This is a genomic window from Vreelandella aquamarina, assembly GCF_900110265.1.
In the GTDB taxonomy this organism is placed as follows: domain Bacteria; phylum Pseudomonadota; class Gammaproteobacteria; order Pseudomonadales; family Halomonadaceae; genus Vreelandella; species Vreelandella aquamarina.
Genome location: NZ_FODB01000031.1, coordinates 24,380 through 42,285, shown reverse-complemented (window position 1 = coordinate 42,285; position 17,906 = coordinate 24,380). Strand labels below are relative to the sequence as shown.

Below are 17,906 nucleotides of genomic sequence, written 5' to 3'. Positions count from 1 at the left end.
GATCGGGGGATCGAATACCTGGGCCGGTTGCGCAGTCACACCGGTCTACAGAAGCTGGCAGCACCGCTCCTGAAGCGGCCACCCGGCCGGCCACCCGAGCAGCCTCGCGAGTGGTGCCACGACCTGGCGTATCAAGCCGGCTCCTGGCCGGCACCGCGGCGCGTAGTGCTGGTGGTGCAGGAACGCCCCGATGACCTGCTGCTGCATGCCTTCTTCCTGGTCACCAACCTCGGCAAGTTCGACTGGCCGCCGGAGAAGATCCTGGCGCTCTATCGCAAGCGGGGCAGCGCCGAAGCCCATATGGGCGAGGTGAAGTCGGCACTCGACGTGCACCTCTCGTCGACGGATCGCGGCGCCTCCACCGTTCAGGACGTGATGGCCCGCAACGAGGTGAGCCTACTGCTGAGCCTCTACGCGTATCAGGTCCTGCATGGCCTGCGCTGCCTGCTGGAGCGGCAAACCCGACAAGGCTGGAGTCTGAGTCGGATGCGCGAGCAGGTGCTGAAGGTGGCCGCCACGCTGAGGCTGCACGCTCGGCGAATCACGGTTCATCTCGGAGCCGCTGCCGACAAGTGGTGGCCGACCTTGCTTAAGGGGCTGCCAAAGCTGACCGCACTGAGCTGACGCTCCTGCGAGACCACCACCGCATCAGAAAGCGAGCGACCGGAGCGGCGTTCGGCGATCACGGCTGCTTTGAAGGTCGAGATTAATTCCTGGAGGTTATAAATCGGCGAAAGAAACGCAGTGTTCGGGCATTACGAAGCAGGCGCTCACGCCGGAAATACGGACCCTTACGAGCAATGCCGATGGCACGTAGCTTCAGACTGCCCGATCAGAGCCCTCGTGAATGAGGCGGGCTAACGCGAACGACGCCTTTTCATTCGGTACATTTTCACATCTGCATAATTCAGTAGCGTATCAGCATCTTTGCCGTCTTCTGGGTAGGTGGCCACACCCACACTGCAAGACGGCATGCCGATATCCCGCATATCCGCCCCTGCTACCTCTGCCGCGAGCGGTTCAGAGAGCACCTCCAGTATTTGGGCAGCTTTTTCGATGGCGGCCTCTTTAGAGTGAACGTCGGTTAATATCACCGTAAATTCATCGCCCCCCATACGTGCCACCGTATCAGTCTCACGCACGCAGCCACTCAAACGGCGAGCTACCTCGCAAAGCACCGCATCTCCCACCGCGTGGCCATGCACATCGTTAATTCGTTTGAAGTCGTTTACATCTAAAAACAGTAGCGCAAAACGGTTTTGATAGCGCCTTGCCGTACTTAACGCTGCCTCCAAACGACCGTAAAACAATGAACGATTGGTCAGTTTGGTGAGCGGATCGTGATGTGCAAGAAAGCGCAGGTCGTCTTCCGCTTGCACCTGAGCGGTTACATCTCGAGCAACGCCAATTCTCACCTGCTCTTCATCCGACCAACGGGCCGACCAAAGCACATGCACCACGCTGCCGTTCTTATGTAGGTAGCGGTTACGAAAATCGAGATGGGGCTGCCCATTCATCACCCGCTTAATGGAGGCTTTGGTTATAGCCAAATCTTCCGGGTGCATATAGTGAGTAATTAGCGTGCCTACCAGCTCATCGGCACGGTAGCCCAGCAGCGATTCGCAGGCATCGCTGACAAAAAGAATCTTGTGATCCGCATCCACGACGAACACAGCGTCGAGCATCAAATGAATCAGCTTAGGATAAAGCGCCTGCAAATCAACGGACATGGGCAGCCTAGTTGGGTGGCTTTTCTCGAGTATAGACGGATCGAGGGTTGCCTGGACAACTCTTATGGTGGTGAGAGGGGAATTCTGCACGCTGAGGCATGAGCACTGTTTGTTAATTCATGGGAATGGTGGCGGTTAGGTTACAGGGTGAGCACGCTATTTCCATGCCATAATGCTGCCCCCGTTTTCAGGAGGCGGCATGGGAATTAATTTTAGTAGTAGGGAGTTTATTGATGAAACCGCCCTGCCAGGCGCGCAAGTTCAGCACTTTTCATTAGCAGGAACCCACTATGGAGACTATTTATTTCACGATCAGCCTGGGACGATAGCACTGCTCTAAAGGTAACCCAGGAGCTCAGTCTTCACATCCCTGCAGATGCCTTTGAAATAAAATTCGACACCCTGGATAGCCGTCTTGATGAGAACCCAGCTCATGGCTATCGGCCTCGGCAACAACTAGGCCTACCCCCTTATTCTTTGACAGAGCTGAACCTGCTTGGAGCTGGCCTACTGGAATCCATCACCCTGTTTGATCAAGATATGCATGGCTCGGGGTATTATGGCTGTGCCGTTGATGACAACCCTCAGCTGTGCCACTATTATCGAAGGCTTTACCGCCGCTATGGAGCAAATTTCGCTGCCAGCGGTCTAATGCCGTACACCTCTAATCGAGGAACATGCTATGCATTTATACGCGAATGATCGCACTACACAGCAACAACGCAAGGCGGCACTTATCCAGGCCGCAAGTGCGCGATACTTGGACGCAAAAAGGCAAGGTAATGTAAAAGTCAGCCTATAAGCGCTGAAGAGGCACAGAGGCGCGCCCAGAAATCCGTCTTTCGTCTTTCTTAAGTTTTCAATAGCTCAACTCTATACCCCTGGCTATTTTTACATGGCCAGGGGTTTTTATTTGGGAACTGGTAAGAGTGAAAGGCAGCCATCATCACTACAGGCACCCGACCAAGCCATCACCGACCTCATCAACCAAGGCGAAGATCTCGCCGCGCCGATGAAGAGCATCGGAGAAGAGATGGTCAACCGCACCCAACAGTAGTTTAGGGATAAGGAAGCCCCAGACGGCACGCCCTCCCCGGTGACAGAGGAACGCAAAGGCCATGGCCGTGTGCTTGAAGGCAAAAGCAAGCTACTTGCCAAGCAGTTCAGCTAGCTACTCGGCCACAAGCGACAGCGTCGAATACGGAAGCCTGATAGTCTATTCCACCATGCAGAACTGCAGCCGTGCAAAGCCGATTCCCCCATCTATGGGGCGATATACCCAACCGGGAGTTTATCGCCCCGAACGATGACGACGAAGACGAAGTGCTGGCCACCCGCGCCGACTTATTTAAGCACATAAAGCCGAGCCGCCAGAAATGCCCTGTAAGCCCCGCAAGGCAGCACCCCGCTTGCTGGTGACCCGCATTACTCCCGCAAGGCGTGTTAGACTCGCGTTAAATTTCCATTAAGTTGACTGTATACTTAGAGGCTAGTACTCAGGTAAAAAAGGAGCATCAAAAAGTTAAATAAGGAACAGTTTATGGCACGTCAGCCAGCGTATAAAGAATTTACTGTGTGCGCACAGTTTATAATCCTAAAAAATTTATGCGATCCTTATGCTCAGGCCAGCGAGGGACAAATGAGAACACCAACGGGCTGATCAGGCAATATTTTCTGAAAAGTACAGATGTCCAGAAGGTGACTAATACAGAGCTGCGTCGCCTTGTTCACAAGCTGAACAATAGACCCAGAAAGGGGCTGGGGTACCGAACCCCAGCCCAGGTATTCCTATAAGAAGATTCAGGAGCATTAGAAACCGCAGGTGCTACACCTATTAATTTAATTCAGGAAATAAACAAACAACCCTCACTCAAAGAGCATCATCCTCAAGTTCTTCAATTTCTCTTTCAGCTTGATTATGATTATCAAATTCATATTCAATAAACATATACCCACTATTAGAACTATTGGCATTTACTCCTAAAAAAATTCCTTCCAAGCCTTCTGGAAGATCGTGAGAGGCACTAGACCATCTGGCACCATAGTGAATTTCGTTATTAAGCAAGCCATTCATGAAGTCTCTAGGCTCATCCCATATAGTTCCCATACTTAAAAAGGAGACTTTCTCCGCCTCCCCGTAAATTCTTTCTAGCCTATCAATCATATTATCAGCCTTTGACTTCAATACTGAACCAAAGCTATCAGTATTAATATCATTACTTACACCCTTGATCCAATACAGCCCAGAGCATGGGGCAACTCTGAGAATATAACTAGAAAAACTTGAATGAGGCTTTGGAGGATTTACCGTCATGTAAACACATGGTCCAATCTCTTCAATTTCAAAAGACAGCTGATCCAATTTAACACCTTTCTCAAGTCCAAAAGGGACTGCTTTTTTATGATCGCTCATCAATATGCTCCTTTCTTCCTTAATTGTCTTGACTAACCATCTCAGCTTCCAAGGCTCAAAGCCCCAAAGATGTAACCATACTTTTTTCGTCCACAGGTTCCGGGGTCACCACCGCATCCTTGATCATAAGCTTACCGCTCAGTAGCCGATTAAGATGTACATCGAAGGAATCGAACTGTGGGTGTAGCGCAGCTGGGAGATGAACATATACGTCCTTTGTCTGCCCGATCCTGTACACTCGATCAGTTGCTTGGGCTTCTTTTGCTGGGTTCCAGTGCCGCTCAACATGGATAACGTGGTTAGCGCCTACCACTGTCAAACCCACACCTGCAGCAACCGGTGACATGATAATAATATTGAACCCGGTAGCTGCTTCGAATTGTTCGATCATCTTCTTACGGGTAAGAACGTCCCGCTTTTTTTGCACAGCTGCGGTATCGCCGTTAATGATATGAATGTCCAGGTCGTAAATTTGGCTCAGCCACAGCTTAAGCGTTATTTGTAGCTGCTTGGTGACCATAAAGAGAATCACCTTCTCGCCCTTAGCCTTGATGCGATCAAGCTGTTCTAGAACCACCGACAATTTCGCTGACTCTGCAATCGCCTTGCGCGCCGCTTTTGCTCCGCTCACACGGAGCAGGTCCTTGTCACCCATGCGCGGGTGCAGAGAAATAAGGCGCAACTGCTGCAACGCTGAAAGCGCCTGCCCACGCATATCTTCCTCAGCACGCTGGCATCGGTAGTTATCCAGCACACTGTCATACGCTTGTAACTGAGTACCTTTCATTACTACGGCCAATTCGGGCGTCCTCTGAAGATTCTCAGCTTCGCTCTGAAGCAGCCCTGAGCGAATGTATTTACTCGGCAAACCTTTAAGCTGCTGCTCTTTGATCCGCCGCAGCATGAATGGGCCAACCGCTTCGCGCAGGGACGAGCCGATCTCAATGCGCATCTGGTCCCGGGCTTCGTCCGTAGCCTTGAAAATCGGAGTAATCCATTTACTCCGGAACTCTGCCCAGTTGCCGAGCAAACCCGGCTGTGCCGTATCCATCAGACACCAGAAATCACCCAGACTGTTTTCAACTGGGGTGCCGGTTGCAAGCAACTTGAAATCCGACTTGAGCCCTTTGGCTGCCCGGGTCTGCAACGTATTAGGATTCTTGATATTCTGCGCTTCATCAAAAATCACAACACCCCAATCAATGACACAGAGCGAAAACTGGTAATCGCGCAAAGTCTGGTAAGTAGTCAACACTACCCGGCTATCCATATCGAGCCGATGAATACCTGCTTCCCGTCCAATCTGCAGTGAGTAACGGATATCCGCCTCGCTCATCGCATCGCTTTCATCTAGCAAATCAGCCAATTGAAGCGACTCTCGTGGGGCATCTTTGATTTGGAACTCCGACAGATCCCTACCGGCTTGCAATACCTTTACATCCCGGAACGGAGAGGACTTGAAGGTTTTGCCTATCTCGTCTTCCCAGTTTTCTAGCAAACTGAGCGGCGCTACCACCAGTATAGGCTTCTGTGTTCTGCCCGCCGCCGCCTGAATAGCCAAATACTCTGCGGCCATCACGAGAGTCATGAAGGTTTTGCCCAGGCCCATATCGTCAGCCAGCAAAGCTCCTTGCAATCGATACATATTGTTATGATCGTCAGCCAAAGCTTTAAGCAACAGATCAAGCATCCAACTGATCCCTTCAGCCTGATGCGGGTAGGGAGAGCGACGCAGCTTGGAAGCATCGACTATCGGCGTTCTGCCCTGCTGCTGCGCCTTGGTCAACAGTTCACGGTTGAGTTCGTCCGCATCTCTTAACAGGAGCGTGACCCTCTCGGTTTCGGGCTGGTCGTCACCTCCCTGTTCCTGTTTTACAGGTTTATGCTCAAAGCCTGCTTCTATGCTCCTAAGGACACTGATGACATTGGCAGGCTCACTGATATCAAACTGCTCCCCTTCAAACTCAACGCTCTGGGCACCTTGTTGCTGGGCTGCGTGTAAACGTTCCTGAAAGGCATCGAGATCTTCCGTACAAGTAATATGTTTATGCAACGCTTCAGGAGGCTGAGGGCGCGTTGAGGTCGCAAACCAATCCCGTTTTTTATCATCCAGCGGGCCGAAGTCCATATGCTGCATTTTACCAATGCCCAGTACGCGAACTGAAAACCCCAAATCCAGGTTGACCAGAGACGCATCAATAAAGGCAGAGGGTGTCTTGATAAACTCTTCCACCTTGCCAGCCGGTATGCGCCGGCTACCCAACACCTCACGTACCGCAGCGATCTTTTCAGGTTCTAATAGAACCAACCTTTCCTCTATTCGCAGCACGCCACCATCACGGGTTAGGTCCAACTGGCTCCAGCGCTTATCGAGTTGATCCGGGGTCGAACCATCACCCAGAGAAGGACAAAGCTCAAGGCTGCCATCCGGCATCCGCGTTGCCACAACACCAATACCTTCAGGCACAACCACATTGAGATTACTAAATGCGCCAAGCTCAAGATCCATGCCACTGCGCCGTGCTGCTTGCAGTTGCGCCATCAAACGTAAGTTAGCCGCTTCTCCAGCCTCATCAGAAGGCAGGTTGCCATGTACTTCAAGCGCCGAAAATGCGGACAATTCAGCTGGAGTCAAACGGTACGGCTGACTTTGGCCAATATAGAGATAAGGCCCCTTGATGAGGACGGGGTGCTCCTGACCATCAATGGAGGCAAAAATCTGTACTCTGAAACCAGAGTTGCGGGTATGCCCTTTCACATGAGCGACAAAACCATGGGTAAAGCGACTAGGTAAGTGGAGTAAATCTGCTTGTTCATCATCAAGCGCGGCAGCAACACGCGAACTCACTCGATAGCCGTTAGGCAAGGGCTCCGCATCGCCTTGCTCAAGCAACATTTGCAGCACAACCATTTGCAACTGTGCAACAGGCGAGCCTTTGCCTATCTTGAGTTCGGTAATGGTCTGGAGAGATTCAAAAAATATTAGTCCACTTGAGTCTGCTTGCACCTGCAGCGACGTACTCTCAATGTCACTGTCTCGGTCTTGCCGACCGAACATTAACGAATTGAACAGATCCCTGAGGTGGTTCTTCATATGTTCAGGCCACTCCTCGCCTTAATTTAACCTTGGTTACGTCCACCGCCTGCGTGATCGTTTCTTGGGCTGAAAGCTGACAACGGTTCAAGCCGCGTTTTCAGCGGCTTTACATAGGGAATACCAAACCGCCTTAAATAGTTTCTGTAGTCATCAGGGAACATCAACTGTTCAATATCAATAGACACCCCATGGTCGGCCAAAAAGCTGAAAAAACGGTTGTGCCACGTCGAAGGACTATGGGTGATGGCTTCGTATGGCGCATCTACACCGTAAAGTCCCTTATATCCACTTGGGGCACGTATCGTCAGTTCGGAATGTGATAGTTGTTTAGTATTGTAACTATACAATCTCTCCCACGGTGGCCGCAGGTATACCCACAGTTTGAAGTTATGGGAGCCTTCAATCAGACAAAAATCACCGCAATCAATATAGATAACCGCTTTGTCAGACATGCCGTTGGCATTGGAAAGTCTTACGAAGTTTGTTCTTAATTCATCACCAAGAATATTCTTCACTGCGGACGCGGCTTTGGCTCCAAGCATCAGGCGGGTTTTGCGTACCAACTTGAGTCTATCGAGCCCCTCAATAAACCGCTTACGAGCCGGAAACATGCGCTGCATGGCAGCATCACCGCTTTCCTTGCCAAACTGCTCCAACGCGCTAAGAAATAAACGCAAATCCTCCTTGTAAAGCCAGCGTCTCACCTTTTCAATTCGATCTTCGCCCAGCGGCTGCCACCATTCACGGTAGCTCTGTGCAGTACTTGTGATACGTGGATCACCCGCCAGATCCATAATGAAATTCTGCCACTCATCACCCGGTGCATCACCTGCCCGATCAATAAGAATTTCCAGAGCCACATGGCCGATACGCTTGCCGTCCTCAAAGGGAGCTTGGCTGACCGCTGGCTTGAGCAACTCAGCCAGTACCTCGTGATACTGACCAACCGGCAGCTCTCTCAAGGTATTCAAATAATAATGCGCCCGACAGATACTCGCATACCGGCCATCATCGAGCCCTCGTAGCTCGAAGTGCAAGAAGGCCCGGTCAAGCTCTAAACCTTCCTCATAGACGTAATCCACCAAGTGTTTGGGCCCATTGATTGAAAGAAGCCATTTCGCTTCGGAATACAGAATGGACAACAAGTCTCGCTGGTGACTAGAGGATCTGGAATTATGTGCAAAGCGTTTAGACAGCTGTTGCTCTAAGAGGTCTTGAAGTTCTTCTCTGAGGTTTTCCCCATGCTGATCTAGCTCGTCGAACATGCGGAAGTACAAAGCAATCAAGTTCTGCAGCGGAACCACACCTAACTGCCCAAGCTGTTGCTTCACCAAGATATCAAGGATTTTCGGGCTCAGCATTCTGCGGCGAAACTCGGCATCTTCCAACCAAAGCTGAGTAATGGCCCTCGCTGTAATGCGTTTGCACATTAAGTCAGCAAGTACACGGCCATCCATGATCCTTGATAGCCGCCTCAAATGCTCGGATGTTTCATAAAACAAATCGCTTTTGCCAGCAGCTCCTGCCACCCTCTTCAGACGTTCTGTCAGCCTCGGCCAGCTCTCCAGAGACCCTTCAGGCCAGTCTATTACTAACAGCTCAGGTGGCGGCAAATTCATCGTATAGCTTCCTCAAGGTTTTCACTGACCCGACGATACTCTGCACTGCTCGGCCGCCTGATGGTAAAGCGAATATCGATTCGTCGGTTCTGGCTAAGCTCCTCTTCTGTATCCTGTCGACTGGTAGCTGGCCGGGTTGGCCCATAGCCACTGACTGAGAACAGCGGCTGATTATCTTTATTCTCTAGTTCATCCAAAGAGAATTGCTCGGGCAGCAGCTCATCCCATAGCTGCCAGAGCGAAATGGCTCGAAAAGCCGACAGCCCCCAGTTTCCTTTGCCCATAAAGCCGTTCAGTGGGCGGTTGTCTGTGTGGCCCTCAACAAAAATCGTATCTAGGTAATCGACTCGATTATCCTTATTAATGACTTCACTAAGCACCCTGCCAATCTCTACAGCTGTGCCCTGATAGTCCGTCCCGATCTCATGCGCACCGGTCCCAAACCCTAGAATATCGTTAGGAATACTCAGTACAGTGTCATTTTCACTCACCGTTACGCGTATGCCTCGTTGTTGCAACAAATCAGCTGCCTCATGCAGGATAGTTCTACGTACCTGCTCCGCTTGCCGTAACTCCTGTATTTCCTGATTGAATTCCTGTTGCTGTTTTCTTAATTCTTCTTGAATTTCCATCAGTTGGATAATCAGCACAACCGACGCTAGGATGAATATGATCAGCAGCGCAGACATTACATCGGAAAAGGACATCCAATAGGGATTTTCCTCATCCACATTAGCGGGACTCTTTTTCAAAAAGCGCATCAGACTTTCTGCTCCAGATCATCCACTATCCCACTGATCGCACTCACCGTGCGCCGCATCTGATCAGAAAACTCCAGCGTATTCTTGTTCCAGTGCTCCATCCTCTCGCCAACCTGAGTACGCACCTCCGTGGAGTAGCTGCGTAGCCACTCATCAGCCTGTTGCTCGATCCCGCCGACCTGCTCCTTGAGCGCCTGGCCAAGCCCTTGAAACTCAGTATTGATGCCATCCAGGAACTGCTGTTGATGGTTGGCAAACACTTCAAAGCCTTGCTCGGCAGCCACTGCAGCCTTCTCGAAATGTTGGGTCGCCGTGATCAGTTCTGACTGTAACTGTCTGAGCGTATTCGACTGCAGACTCACCTGCTCGGCTAGCTCGTGGTTCTGATCAGACGCTCCCGCCAGTGCTTCTGTTACAGTCTGCAAGCGTGCATCCAATACGTCCGCTGCTTGCTTAAGGTTAGCTGACAGCACACCCAACTGGGTGGAGCTGTTGTTCATATGCTGACTGCTGGCCTCAACCGAACGGCTGACCTCGCCCATTTCAGTCATTAACTGCTGGTGCTGTTTGGTCAGTTCAAGCATCTGCTGTTGAGTCTGCTGGACACTCTGAGTCACGGCAGACAGTAACTGCTGCTGTTCTGCCGCAAGCCGTTCGAGCTGGCTATTGAAGCGGGACTCGATAACGCTTTCCCGTTCACTGGCTGCTGCAGTATGATTGCTTATAAGTGTTTGCAGCCCATCTAGTGCCGATTCAAAAGCCTGGCCCATTTCGCTCTGCTGTTTAGCCGAGGCTTCGCTAATAGCCTGAATCTGGCCGTTCGATGCGTTATTGAACTGCTCAAGTTGGCTCTGAAATCCGGCCACCATCTGCGTTTGTAATTGCTCTTGGGTGGCAGCTCGGTTGCGCTCATCCTCGGCCGCCTTGTCGAACTGCGCACTGACTTTGTGTTCCATCTGCTCCATTAGCTGATTGAAACGTAGCTCCATCTGCTGCTGACGCTGTGCAGCATCTGCGCCCTGCTGTTCGAGCAGTTGTGCGAACTCTCTTGTGGTGCCCTCGGTCTGCTCCCTTGACCTGTTCTGCTGCTCGTCTAATTGCTTGAATAATACCTCCATGCGGTCGGCCATAACCGACACAGCCTGCTGGACTTCTTCAGCAGCATTCTTCATCAGATGACCCTGCTCTGAACCTGCCGTTTTCATACCATCCATAAAACCGGACACCAGCTTCTCCAGCACATCCGTAGACTGCTGATTGGTATTGTTTACCAAGGACTGAATGGCGGGCGCCATCACGGTGTTGATCGCATCTGTAAACGCTTGCTGCATGGAGTCACTCATACCAGATACAGTTTCCTGTAAGCGATCGCCGATACGTTCATGCAGCTCCTGCAGAGCTTCCTTGCTTTCATCAGTCGCAGCTGCGATCTGGACCAGCGAGTGCTCTGCTGGTAATCGCGGATACAAGAAGTCGATACGTTGCTGCAGGTTACGGATTTTTGCCAATGCCCCCCGTTCTACCAGCTTTTCAAACAGGTTAAGCAGTAAACTGAGGGCCACACCCCAAATTGAGGTCATGAAGGCAACAGCCGCACCATTGATCATCACCGAAATGCCATCTTTCAGAGCCTCGACATCTCCGGCATTAATCTGTAATCCATTGAGTCCGAGCGTCAGCCCAAGGAAGGTGCCTAGCACCCCGATAGCCGTTAGGAAGGCTGGCGCAGCCGCAAGCAAGCGGCTGGAAGTCAGACCATAGGCCAGGGTGTAATTATTAAAAAAATGCTCGGCCTCCAGCGTATTGAAAAGTCGGGACTTGTCTGCTGAATACACTAGGCTTTCATCAAACTCTCGCCACAATGGCCCAGTGACGTCCGAATCCTGCTCCAGCGCCTTCTGCAGCGTTGCCAAACGGTTATGGGCCAGACTGTTACGATCCTGTCCTTGGATAAGCTGCTGAACCCTTTTCAAGCGCCGAGAGAAATGCCAACGATGTCGGATTACAGACATCACTGATACGGCCATGATTACTATCATAAGCAACCAGATCCAGACTGCAATTTCCTCCATTTCCAGACCTGGCGTGAGTACCAACGCGAACTGTGGCCACAAATGACTGATCAAGTCGAACATATTTAACCCTATTCACTTTTTTATGCTGGCGCTCCACGAGCACCAGGTAATTAATTCTGATGGGGAAAGATCCTCCACGCCACGTTTCAATGGGTGGCTCTGATCAGGCAGTGGCAGGAGGACAGAATTCTACACCCCAATGGTTGCCAAGCAGCTACGGCGGAATTTATACAGCGCTTCCTTAAATGATTGGTTATACGCCTCCAACACCGACGTAGTTGCCATCTTAGCTCCCATTTATACACGACCCCACTCCTCCTATAAAACTCTTGGGACGAATCAAACTTTTGTACTCTGCATTGATAGAAAAGCACAGAGTGAACCACCCCGGTTTTACCAGAGACTTCATATCTTGAGAGGGTGAAGTCATGAACTCACCAAAATGATATACCTCGGAAGTGCGAGACCGGGCTGTTCGTTTAGTTCTTGAACAGCAAAGCGAATACCCGTCCAAGTAGGCGGCGATATGTTCCATTGCCAGTAAGTTCGGCTGAGGTTCAGTGGGTATGGAAAGAAAACTTCTGCGTCTACGGTTCTCGTAAGGTCTGGCGGCAACTCTGCCGTGAGGGCGTTGAAGTTGCTCGTTGCACCGTAGAACGGCTCATGCGCCGTCTGGGAATTCTCGGCGTGGTGCGAGGCCAACGTCCCTTCACGACAATTAGCGATCCGGGGCACCTGATTTAGTGAAACGTGACTTTACCTACGGCCATGCGTCCTAATCTGCTTTGGGTGGCCGACTTCACCTATGTCACTACCTGGTCTGGCTTCGTTTACGTTGCGTTCGTTGTCGATGTTTATGCACGCTGTATCGTAGGTTGGCGTGTAGCGACGTCGATGAAAACAGCACTGGTACTGGACGCTCTGGAACAAGCTCTGGGAGCACGAAAACATAGGCAAGGGCTGATTCACCATAGTGATAGAGGAAGCCAATACCTCTCGACCCGCTACACCGAACGTATGGCTGACGAGGGTATCAATGCCCCAGTTGGCACCACCGGCGACTCCTAAGACAATGCGTTGGCCGAGACCATCATCGGCTTGTTCAAAACGGAGGTGATTCATCATCGTGGCCCATTGAGAGCGCTGGAGTGGGTTGACTGACTCAACAATCGCAGATTGCTGGAACTCATCGGAAACACTCCGCCAGCAGAAAGAGAAAGGACGTACTATCGTCAACTAGAGGAGTCGTGGGAAGCTGCCTGACTCAAACAAATCGGTCTCCGGAATAACTGGGGCGATTCACTCATAATTCTTAAGATAACAGTATCTGAAGGAAAAGGCCCTATCATCCCTCATTTAGATGCATGCATGAAGAATTTGCTGACAACCAAATTAAAGGTCAGCAACAAGAGATCTAGGCTGAGAGGCGGCTTCCAATACGGTCCAGTTTTGCTCAACAAGAACCAAAACAAAAGGTATAGGCTGAGGTATGGGATGGCTAAATTGCAGATATAAAAAAGCCGCTGAAATCAGCGGCTTAATCTATATTCTGTGGCGGAGAGGGAGGGATTCGAACCCTCGAAGCCTTTCGACTTACACACTTTCCAGGCGTGCTCCTTCGACCACTCGGACACCTCTCCACATTTCAGCTCTGCCGTCAGGCGCTGCCTTTCTCAACAGAACGGCGCATATTCTATGGTCTAAGCCGTGAAATAGCAAGCCTTTTTCCTGCCTAGGTGTTTGGCAGCACGGCGTAGCGGCCTGTGGCTTCTAGGCAGAGCGAATCTCCGCAGTAGAGCTGATGCGTTAGCTCGATGCTGCCCTTACCTCGTTCACTGAGTTTAGCAGCAAGCTGTGCAGGGCCGTCCGGATGGCTAGGGGCACAAGTCATGCGATAATCACCCGTGACCGGGGCAAGAAAGCGTTGGCTGGCTTCAGCAACCACCACATCCTGCGCCCTGCCCTGCTGGCGAAGCCAGAGAGTGACCCAGCACCAGCCTTGTAGCGTGGCTTGTGCGCTCAGCGCGCCGCCAAAGCCGGTGCCTTTGTCGTTGAGGTTAGGTGTGAGCGCCAGTTGCCACGTGAGCGCGCCGTTGGCTTGGCTCATGCGGGTAATGCCAAGTGCCTCCACCATGGGAATGGCCGCTTCCAGCCAGTGCTGAAAGGCGGCCAGGTCCTCCTCGCCTTCCGGTAGCGGTAAGCGGGGATGTGGAATGCCGGGTTGGCGGGGCTGACTCATGGAGACTTCCTTGGCATTACAGGGGCGTAGATTTAATCCCAGCGCTCGACAAAATCCGCGCTGTTGTGGGTTGCCACTGGCTTGTGGCGACCCGCTAGGCTGCCCAAATAGATAAAGGCAACGACTTCGTCATCTTCATCCAGACCCAGGCCTTTGCGCACCACGGGATCAAACGCGTATTTTCCGCTGCGCCACATGGCTCCTAGACCTAGCGCGTGGGCCGCCAGCAAAATGCCGTGAGCGGCACAACCTGCTGAAATCACCTGCTCGATTTTCGGCACTTTGGGAAGGTCCGGCGTCACCTTGGCAATCACCGCGATAATCATCGGTGCGCGCAGGGGCTTTTTGCGCGCGGAGTTTAGCGTGTCGTCACTGGCGTGGGGGTCTTCCTGAAATTCGGCTTCAGCAAACAGCTCGCCCAGGCGCTCCCGACCTTCGCCGGAGAACTCGATAAAGCGCCACGGGCGCAGCTCTTTGTGATCAGGGGCACGCAGGGCCGCTTGGTATATGGCGCTAAGCTGGTCGGCGCTGGGGGCAGGCTCGGTGAGCTTGCCCATGGAGCTACGTTCGTGAAGCAGCGTGAGGGCGTCCATGATAACTTCTTCTCCATAAAAGGTGAGCGTTACTGCCGGGCAAGGCGCAGCGGGCTGGGGGGTGTCAGCCCTGGGGTGGCTCGCCAGGGGCTGATATCTAGGCCGCCACGGCGCACGTAGCGGGCCAATACCAGCAGCTCTTCTGGCTTCGCTTGCTGCATTACGTCCGTAAAAATATGCTCGACGCAGTGCTCGTGAAAATCCTGGTGCTGGCGGTAGCCAATTAGGTAGCGCAGTAGCCCTTCTCGGTCGAGCTTGGGGCCTTTATAGCGAATCAAGACGCTTCCCCAATCCGGCTGACCAGTCACCGGGCAGTTCGATTTGAGCAGATGCGAATGCAGCGTCTCTTCCACGATATCATCGTGGGTGGTCAGGTGCTCGGCGCTGGGGGTGTAGTGGCTGACCTCGATATCCAGGTCGTCCAGGCACTCCCCTGGCAAGCGTCGTGGGGCCAGCGCTTCGTCATCCACCGGCAACAGCTCGACGCTGACCGGGGCACCCGCCGCACCGCTCAGGTCGCGCACCAGGATGGCTTCCACCTCGGCCTGGCTGACAAAGCGCGTCTGGTTGAGGCTGTTGAGGTAGAGCTTCCAGGATTTGGACTCGATCAACTGCGGCGAGCTTGCTGGCAGCCGAAAGCGCGCCACCGCCACCACCGGCTTGCCGCGTCCATTCAGCCAGGAGACTTCGAAGGCGTGCCACTCGTCTTCACCCACGAAGGGCAACGCGTTCTCTTCGATCCCCAGCGGCGCGCGATTGGCCGCACGGGGAATGGGGTACAGCAACCCTGCATCGTACTGCTCGGGGTAAGCAGAATCACGCCCCAAGGGCGCATGTTCTAAGGTATCGGGGCGGTGTACCATGAAAACTCTCTTAGTCGTGCCATCTTATAAGGGTATTTCAATCAAGGCTGTGAAGGCGACCCTAGCTACGTATGCCTTTGCCACGCTCTAGCATGGTCAGCGCCACCATAAACAGTACGACGATAAAAGCAAAAATAGCGGCCAATGCCCAGCCTACCGGAATATCAGAAACACCTAAAAAGCCGTAACGGAAGACATTCACCATATACAGAATCGGGTTGAGCATCGAGACGCCTTGCCAGAAATCCGGCAGCATCGAAATCGAGTAAAACACCCCACCTAAATAGGTGAGCGGCGTCAGAATAAACGTTGGCACGATGGAGATATCATCAAACTTGTTCGCCAGCAGCGCGTTAATAAAGCCACCAATGGAGAATAGCGCCGAGGTGAGCACCACCACTAATACGGTAAGCAGCGGATGCTCAACCGTTAAGCGGGTAAAGAACAGCGACACCAGCGTCACGATCAGCCCCACACCCAAGCCACGAGCCATTCCGCCCAAAATAAAGCCCGAAAGAATGACACCATTCGGCATCGGCGACACCATCATCTCTTCAATGGAGCGCTGAAACTTATTGGAAAAGAAGCTAGAGGCCACGTTGGAGTAGCTGTTGGTGATCACCGACATCATGATCAGCCCTGGCACAATGAAGTCCATATAGCTGAAGCCATCCATCTCACCAATGCGCGAGCCGATCAGGCTGCCGAAAATGATGAAGTACATGGCCATGGTGATCGACGGTGGCAGCAGGGTTTGCGGCCAGATTCGGGTGAAGCGCTTGATCTCTTTAAGCACTAGCGTCCATAAAGCCACGAGGGTTTGCATTGCATTCATACGCGGGCCTCCTGCTTTTCACGCTGGTCGATGGCCTGCTGACTGCTCTCTACCATGGAAACAAACATCTCCTCTAAGCGGTTGGCACGGTTACGCATGGATACCACCTGAATGCCCTGCGCGCTTAACGCACTAAACACATCGTTCAACTGCTGGCCACGATGAATCACCAGCGCCAGCTGAGACGGCTCGATTTGCTGCAGCTCAAAGCCTTCAATCACAGGCACTCGCGCAACTGGCTCTGAGAGATCCAGCAGGAAGGTTTCGGTATCAAGCTCCGCCAGCAGCTCGCGTACGCTGGTGTTCCGAACGATTTCACCATGATTGATAATGGCGATATTACGGCAAAGGCTCTCGGCTTCTTCGAGGTAGTGCGTGGTCAGAATGATCGTGGTGCCCTCATCGCGGTTAATGCGGCGCATGTACTCCCACATGCTGCGGCGCAGTTCGATATCGACCCCGGCAGTGGGCTCGTCGAGAATCAGCAACTTGGGTCGGTGCATCAAGGCACGCGCAATCATTAGGCGGCGCTTCATACCTCCTGAGAGCATTCGCGCACTGCCGTTGCGCTTTTCCCACAGCCCTAAATCGGTCAGCAGCTGCTTGGCGCGAGGCAACGCTTCGCTGCGCTTCATGCCGTAGTAACCTGCCTGGGCCAGCACGATATCCAGCACTTTCTCAAACTGGTTGAAGTTAAATTCCTGCGGCACCACGCCGAGCTGATATTTCGCTTTGGCGAAGTCTTTATCAATGTCGATTCCAAAAATCGACACTTTACCCGCCGTTTTCTGTACCAGCGAGCAAACGACGCCAAGGGTGGTGGACTTTCCTGCGCCGTTGGGGCCCAACAGCGCAAAAAAATCGCCCTGCTGGACGTCTAAATCGATACCTTTTAACGCTTGGAAGCCGTTGCCATACACCTTGGTAAGGCCACGGATCGACAATGCCGGTTCGGCCATGAATATGTCCTGTCAGCAAGTGGGGAGCAAAAAGAGCTAGAAGGGAGGATATCGGGGCATGCATATATTTTTTCAAGTTTGCGGCTTATAACCTCTGAACCACCACTTCCATGCCCCTGATTTTTCTCTATTTAGCACTACATTAGGTGATACTTTGCCACGCTATTGCTGCGATAGCGCCTCGATTAATACTTTAGTATTAGCCTAGCGCCCGCCTGCCCAGGCAGCGGCACTTCAAGGGAACATGCTGACCATATAAGCGAGCCTAACCGATAGGGACGCTGATCTTCCAAACCATTCTGGATAATACGCAGCAAACCGGCAGTGGCTTTTGCGCAGGTCAGCAATGGTGCCGCCTTGGTAGATACCACCAAGCAGCGTATGCAGGATATTGATCAGCGAATTCAGCGCGTAAACGACCTGTTCTCAGACATGACCGCCGCCACCCACGAGCAAACCCGTGGCATTGAGCAAATTAATGTGGCCATCGCCCAGTTAGATCAGGCGGCCCAAGACAACGCCTCAATGGTGCAGCAAACAGCCACCGCCGCCCAAACGGCACGCACACAAAAACACCGCTATTGATCAGCGGCAAATGGCAATAACTAGATTGGGGATCAAGCAGAACTTTAGAAAGGGGGTTTGCATGGAGCGGGAAAAGAGATTCGAACTCTCGACCCTCGCCTTGGCAAGGCGATGCTCTACCACTGAGCTATTCCCGC

General features: G+C 52.4%; 15 protein-coding genes, 2 tRNA genes and 2 pseudogenes. 6 read left to right on the top strand and 13 right to left on the bottom strand.

Going from position 1 to position 17,906, the window contains the following annotated elements; all coding sequences use genetic code 11:
• Window positions 1–624, top strand: a 624-nt coding sequence (locus BMY49_RS10050) for a transposase (RefSeq protein WP_208596186.1), incomplete at its 5' end; no start/stop codon positions are given.
• 233 nt (window positions 625–857) lie between these two features.
• Here BMY49_RS10050 and BMY49_RS10045 read toward each other — a convergent pair.
• The gene (locus tag BMY49_RS10045) at window positions 858–1,730 is read right to left on the bottom strand and encodes a GGDEF domain-containing protein (RefSeq protein ID WP_062363500.1); all 873 of its coding nucleotides are present in this window, start codon (window positions 1,728–1,730) and stop codon (window positions 858–860) included.
• A 199-nt stretch (window positions 1,731–1,929) separates the two neighbouring features.
• On the opposite strand from BMY49_RS10045, the gene BMY49_RS17430 reads away from it, so the two are divergent.
• From BMY49_RS17430 to BMY49_RS17830, 3 genes and pseudogenes are all read left to right on the top strand, one after another.
• Window positions 1,930–2,070 carry a hypothetical protein gene (locus tag BMY49_RS17430; RefSeq protein ID WP_167359365.1) on the top strand — a complete coding sequence of 47 codons (141 nt, stop codon included), beginning with the start codon at window positions 1,930–1,932 and terminating at the stop codon, window positions 2,068–2,070.
• Between the two features lie 555 nt (window positions 2,071–2,625).
• A complete protein-coding gene (locus BMY49_RS17425) occupies window positions 2,626–2,787 on the top strand; it encodes a hypothetical protein (RefSeq protein WP_167359364.1) in 162 nt (53 codons plus the stop codon).
• A gap of 569 nt (window positions 2,788–3,356) precedes the next feature.
• A pseudogene (locus BMY49_RS17830) lies at window positions 3,357–3,524 on the top strand (transposase); the annotation flags it as partial.
• A 76-nt stretch (window positions 3,525–3,600) separates the two neighbouring features.
• Here BMY49_RS17830 and BMY49_RS10035 read toward each other — a convergent pair.
• Genes BMY49_RS10035 through zorA form a run of 5 tightly spaced genes read right to left on the bottom strand, consistent with a single transcriptional unit; the run spans window position 3,601 to window position 11,755 of the window.
• Complete coding sequence (locus BMY49_RS10035; protein ID WP_089675506.1) at window positions 3,601–4,143, bottom strand: hypothetical protein; 543 nt, start codon at window positions 4,141–4,143, stop codon at window positions 3,601–3,603.
• Window positions 4,144–4,198: 55 nt separating this feature from the next.
• Window positions 4,199–7,237, bottom strand: coding sequence for a DEAD/DEAH box helicase (locus BMY49_RS10030; protein ID WP_089675505.1), 3,039 nt, complete (start codon window positions 7,235–7,237; stop codon window positions 4,199–4,201).
• Between the two features lie 26 nt (window positions 7,238–7,263).
• Window positions 7,264–8,859 carry an EH signature domain-containing protein gene (locus BMY49_RS10025; RefSeq protein WP_089675504.1) on the bottom strand — a complete coding sequence of 532 codons (1,596 nt, stop codon included), beginning with the start codon at window positions 8,857–8,859 and terminating at the stop codon, window positions 7,264–7,266.
• Entirely contained in the window at window positions 8,856–9,620 is a 765-nt protein-coding gene (locus tag BMY49_RS10020) for an OmpA/MotB family protein (RefSeq protein WP_089675503.1), read from the bottom strand. Before BMY49_RS10020 ends, BMY49_RS10025 begins: the two co-directional genes overlap by 4 nt.
• Window positions 9,620–11,755 (bottom strand): anti-phage ZorAB system protein ZorA, encoded by a 2,136-nt coding sequence (gene zorA / locus BMY49_RS10015; RefSeq protein WP_089675502.1) that lies wholly within the window; start codon window positions 11,753–11,755, stop codon window positions 9,620–9,622. Before zorA ends, BMY49_RS10020 begins: the two co-directional genes overlap by 1 nt.
• A 492-nt stretch (window positions 11,756–12,247) precedes the next feature.
• On the opposite strand from zorA, the pseudogene BMY49_RS17825 reads away from it, so the two are divergent.
• Window positions 12,248–12,958, top strand: a pseudogene (locus BMY49_RS17825) (IS3 family transposase); the annotation flags it as partial.
• A 289-nt stretch (window positions 12,959–13,247) separates the two neighbouring features.
• Here BMY49_RS17825 and BMY49_RS10000 read toward each other — a convergent pair.
• From BMY49_RS10000 to BMY49_RS09975, 6 genes are all read right to left on the bottom strand, one after another.
• Window positions 13,248–13,335, bottom strand: a tRNA-Ser gene (locus BMY49_RS10000).
• Window positions 13,336–13,427: 92 nt separating this feature from the next.
• Window positions 13,428–13,934 (bottom strand): YiiD C-terminal domain-containing protein, encoded by a 507-nt coding sequence (locus BMY49_RS09995; RefSeq protein ID WP_089675499.1) that lies wholly within the window; start codon window positions 13,932–13,934, stop codon window positions 13,428–13,430.
• Window positions 13,935–13,966: 32 nt separating this feature from the next.
• Window positions 13,967–14,527 carry a nitroreductase family protein gene (locus tag BMY49_RS09990; RefSeq protein WP_044630778.1) on the bottom strand — a complete coding sequence of 187 codons (561 nt, stop codon included), beginning with the start codon at window positions 14,525–14,527 and terminating at the stop codon, window positions 13,967–13,969.
• A gap of 29 nt (window positions 14,528–14,556) precedes the next feature.
• The gene (queF, locus tag BMY49_RS09985; protein WP_089675498.1) at window positions 14,557–15,390 is read right to left on the bottom strand and encodes an NADPH-dependent 7-cyano-7-deazaguanine reductase QueF; all 834 of its coding nucleotides are present in this window, start codon (window positions 15,388–15,390) and stop codon (window positions 14,557–14,559) included.
• Window positions 15,391–15,451: 61 nt separating this feature from the next.
• Complete coding sequence (locus BMY49_RS09980) at window positions 15,452–16,225, bottom strand: ABC transporter permease (RefSeq protein WP_062375906.1); 774 nt, start codon at window positions 16,223–16,225, stop codon at window positions 15,452–15,454.
• Window positions 16,222–17,184, bottom strand: coding sequence for an ABC transporter ATP-binding protein (locus tag BMY49_RS09975; protein WP_089675497.1), 963 nt, complete (start codon window positions 17,182–17,184; stop codon window positions 16,222–16,224). Before BMY49_RS09975 ends, BMY49_RS09980 begins: the two co-directional genes overlap by 4 nt.
• 324 nt (window positions 17,185–17,508) lie before the next feature.
• On the opposite strand from BMY49_RS09975, the gene BMY49_RS09970 reads away from it, so the two are divergent.
• Window positions 17,509–17,769, top strand: coding sequence for a methyl-accepting chemotaxis protein (locus BMY49_RS09970; RefSeq protein ID WP_244154945.1), 261 nt, complete (start codon window positions 17,509–17,511; stop codon window positions 17,767–17,769).
• Between the two features lie 62 nt (window positions 17,770–17,831).
• On the opposite strand, the gene BMY49_RS09965 is transcribed toward BMY49_RS09970, so the two are convergent.
• A tRNA-Gly gene (locus BMY49_RS09965) sits at window positions 17,832–17,906 on the bottom strand.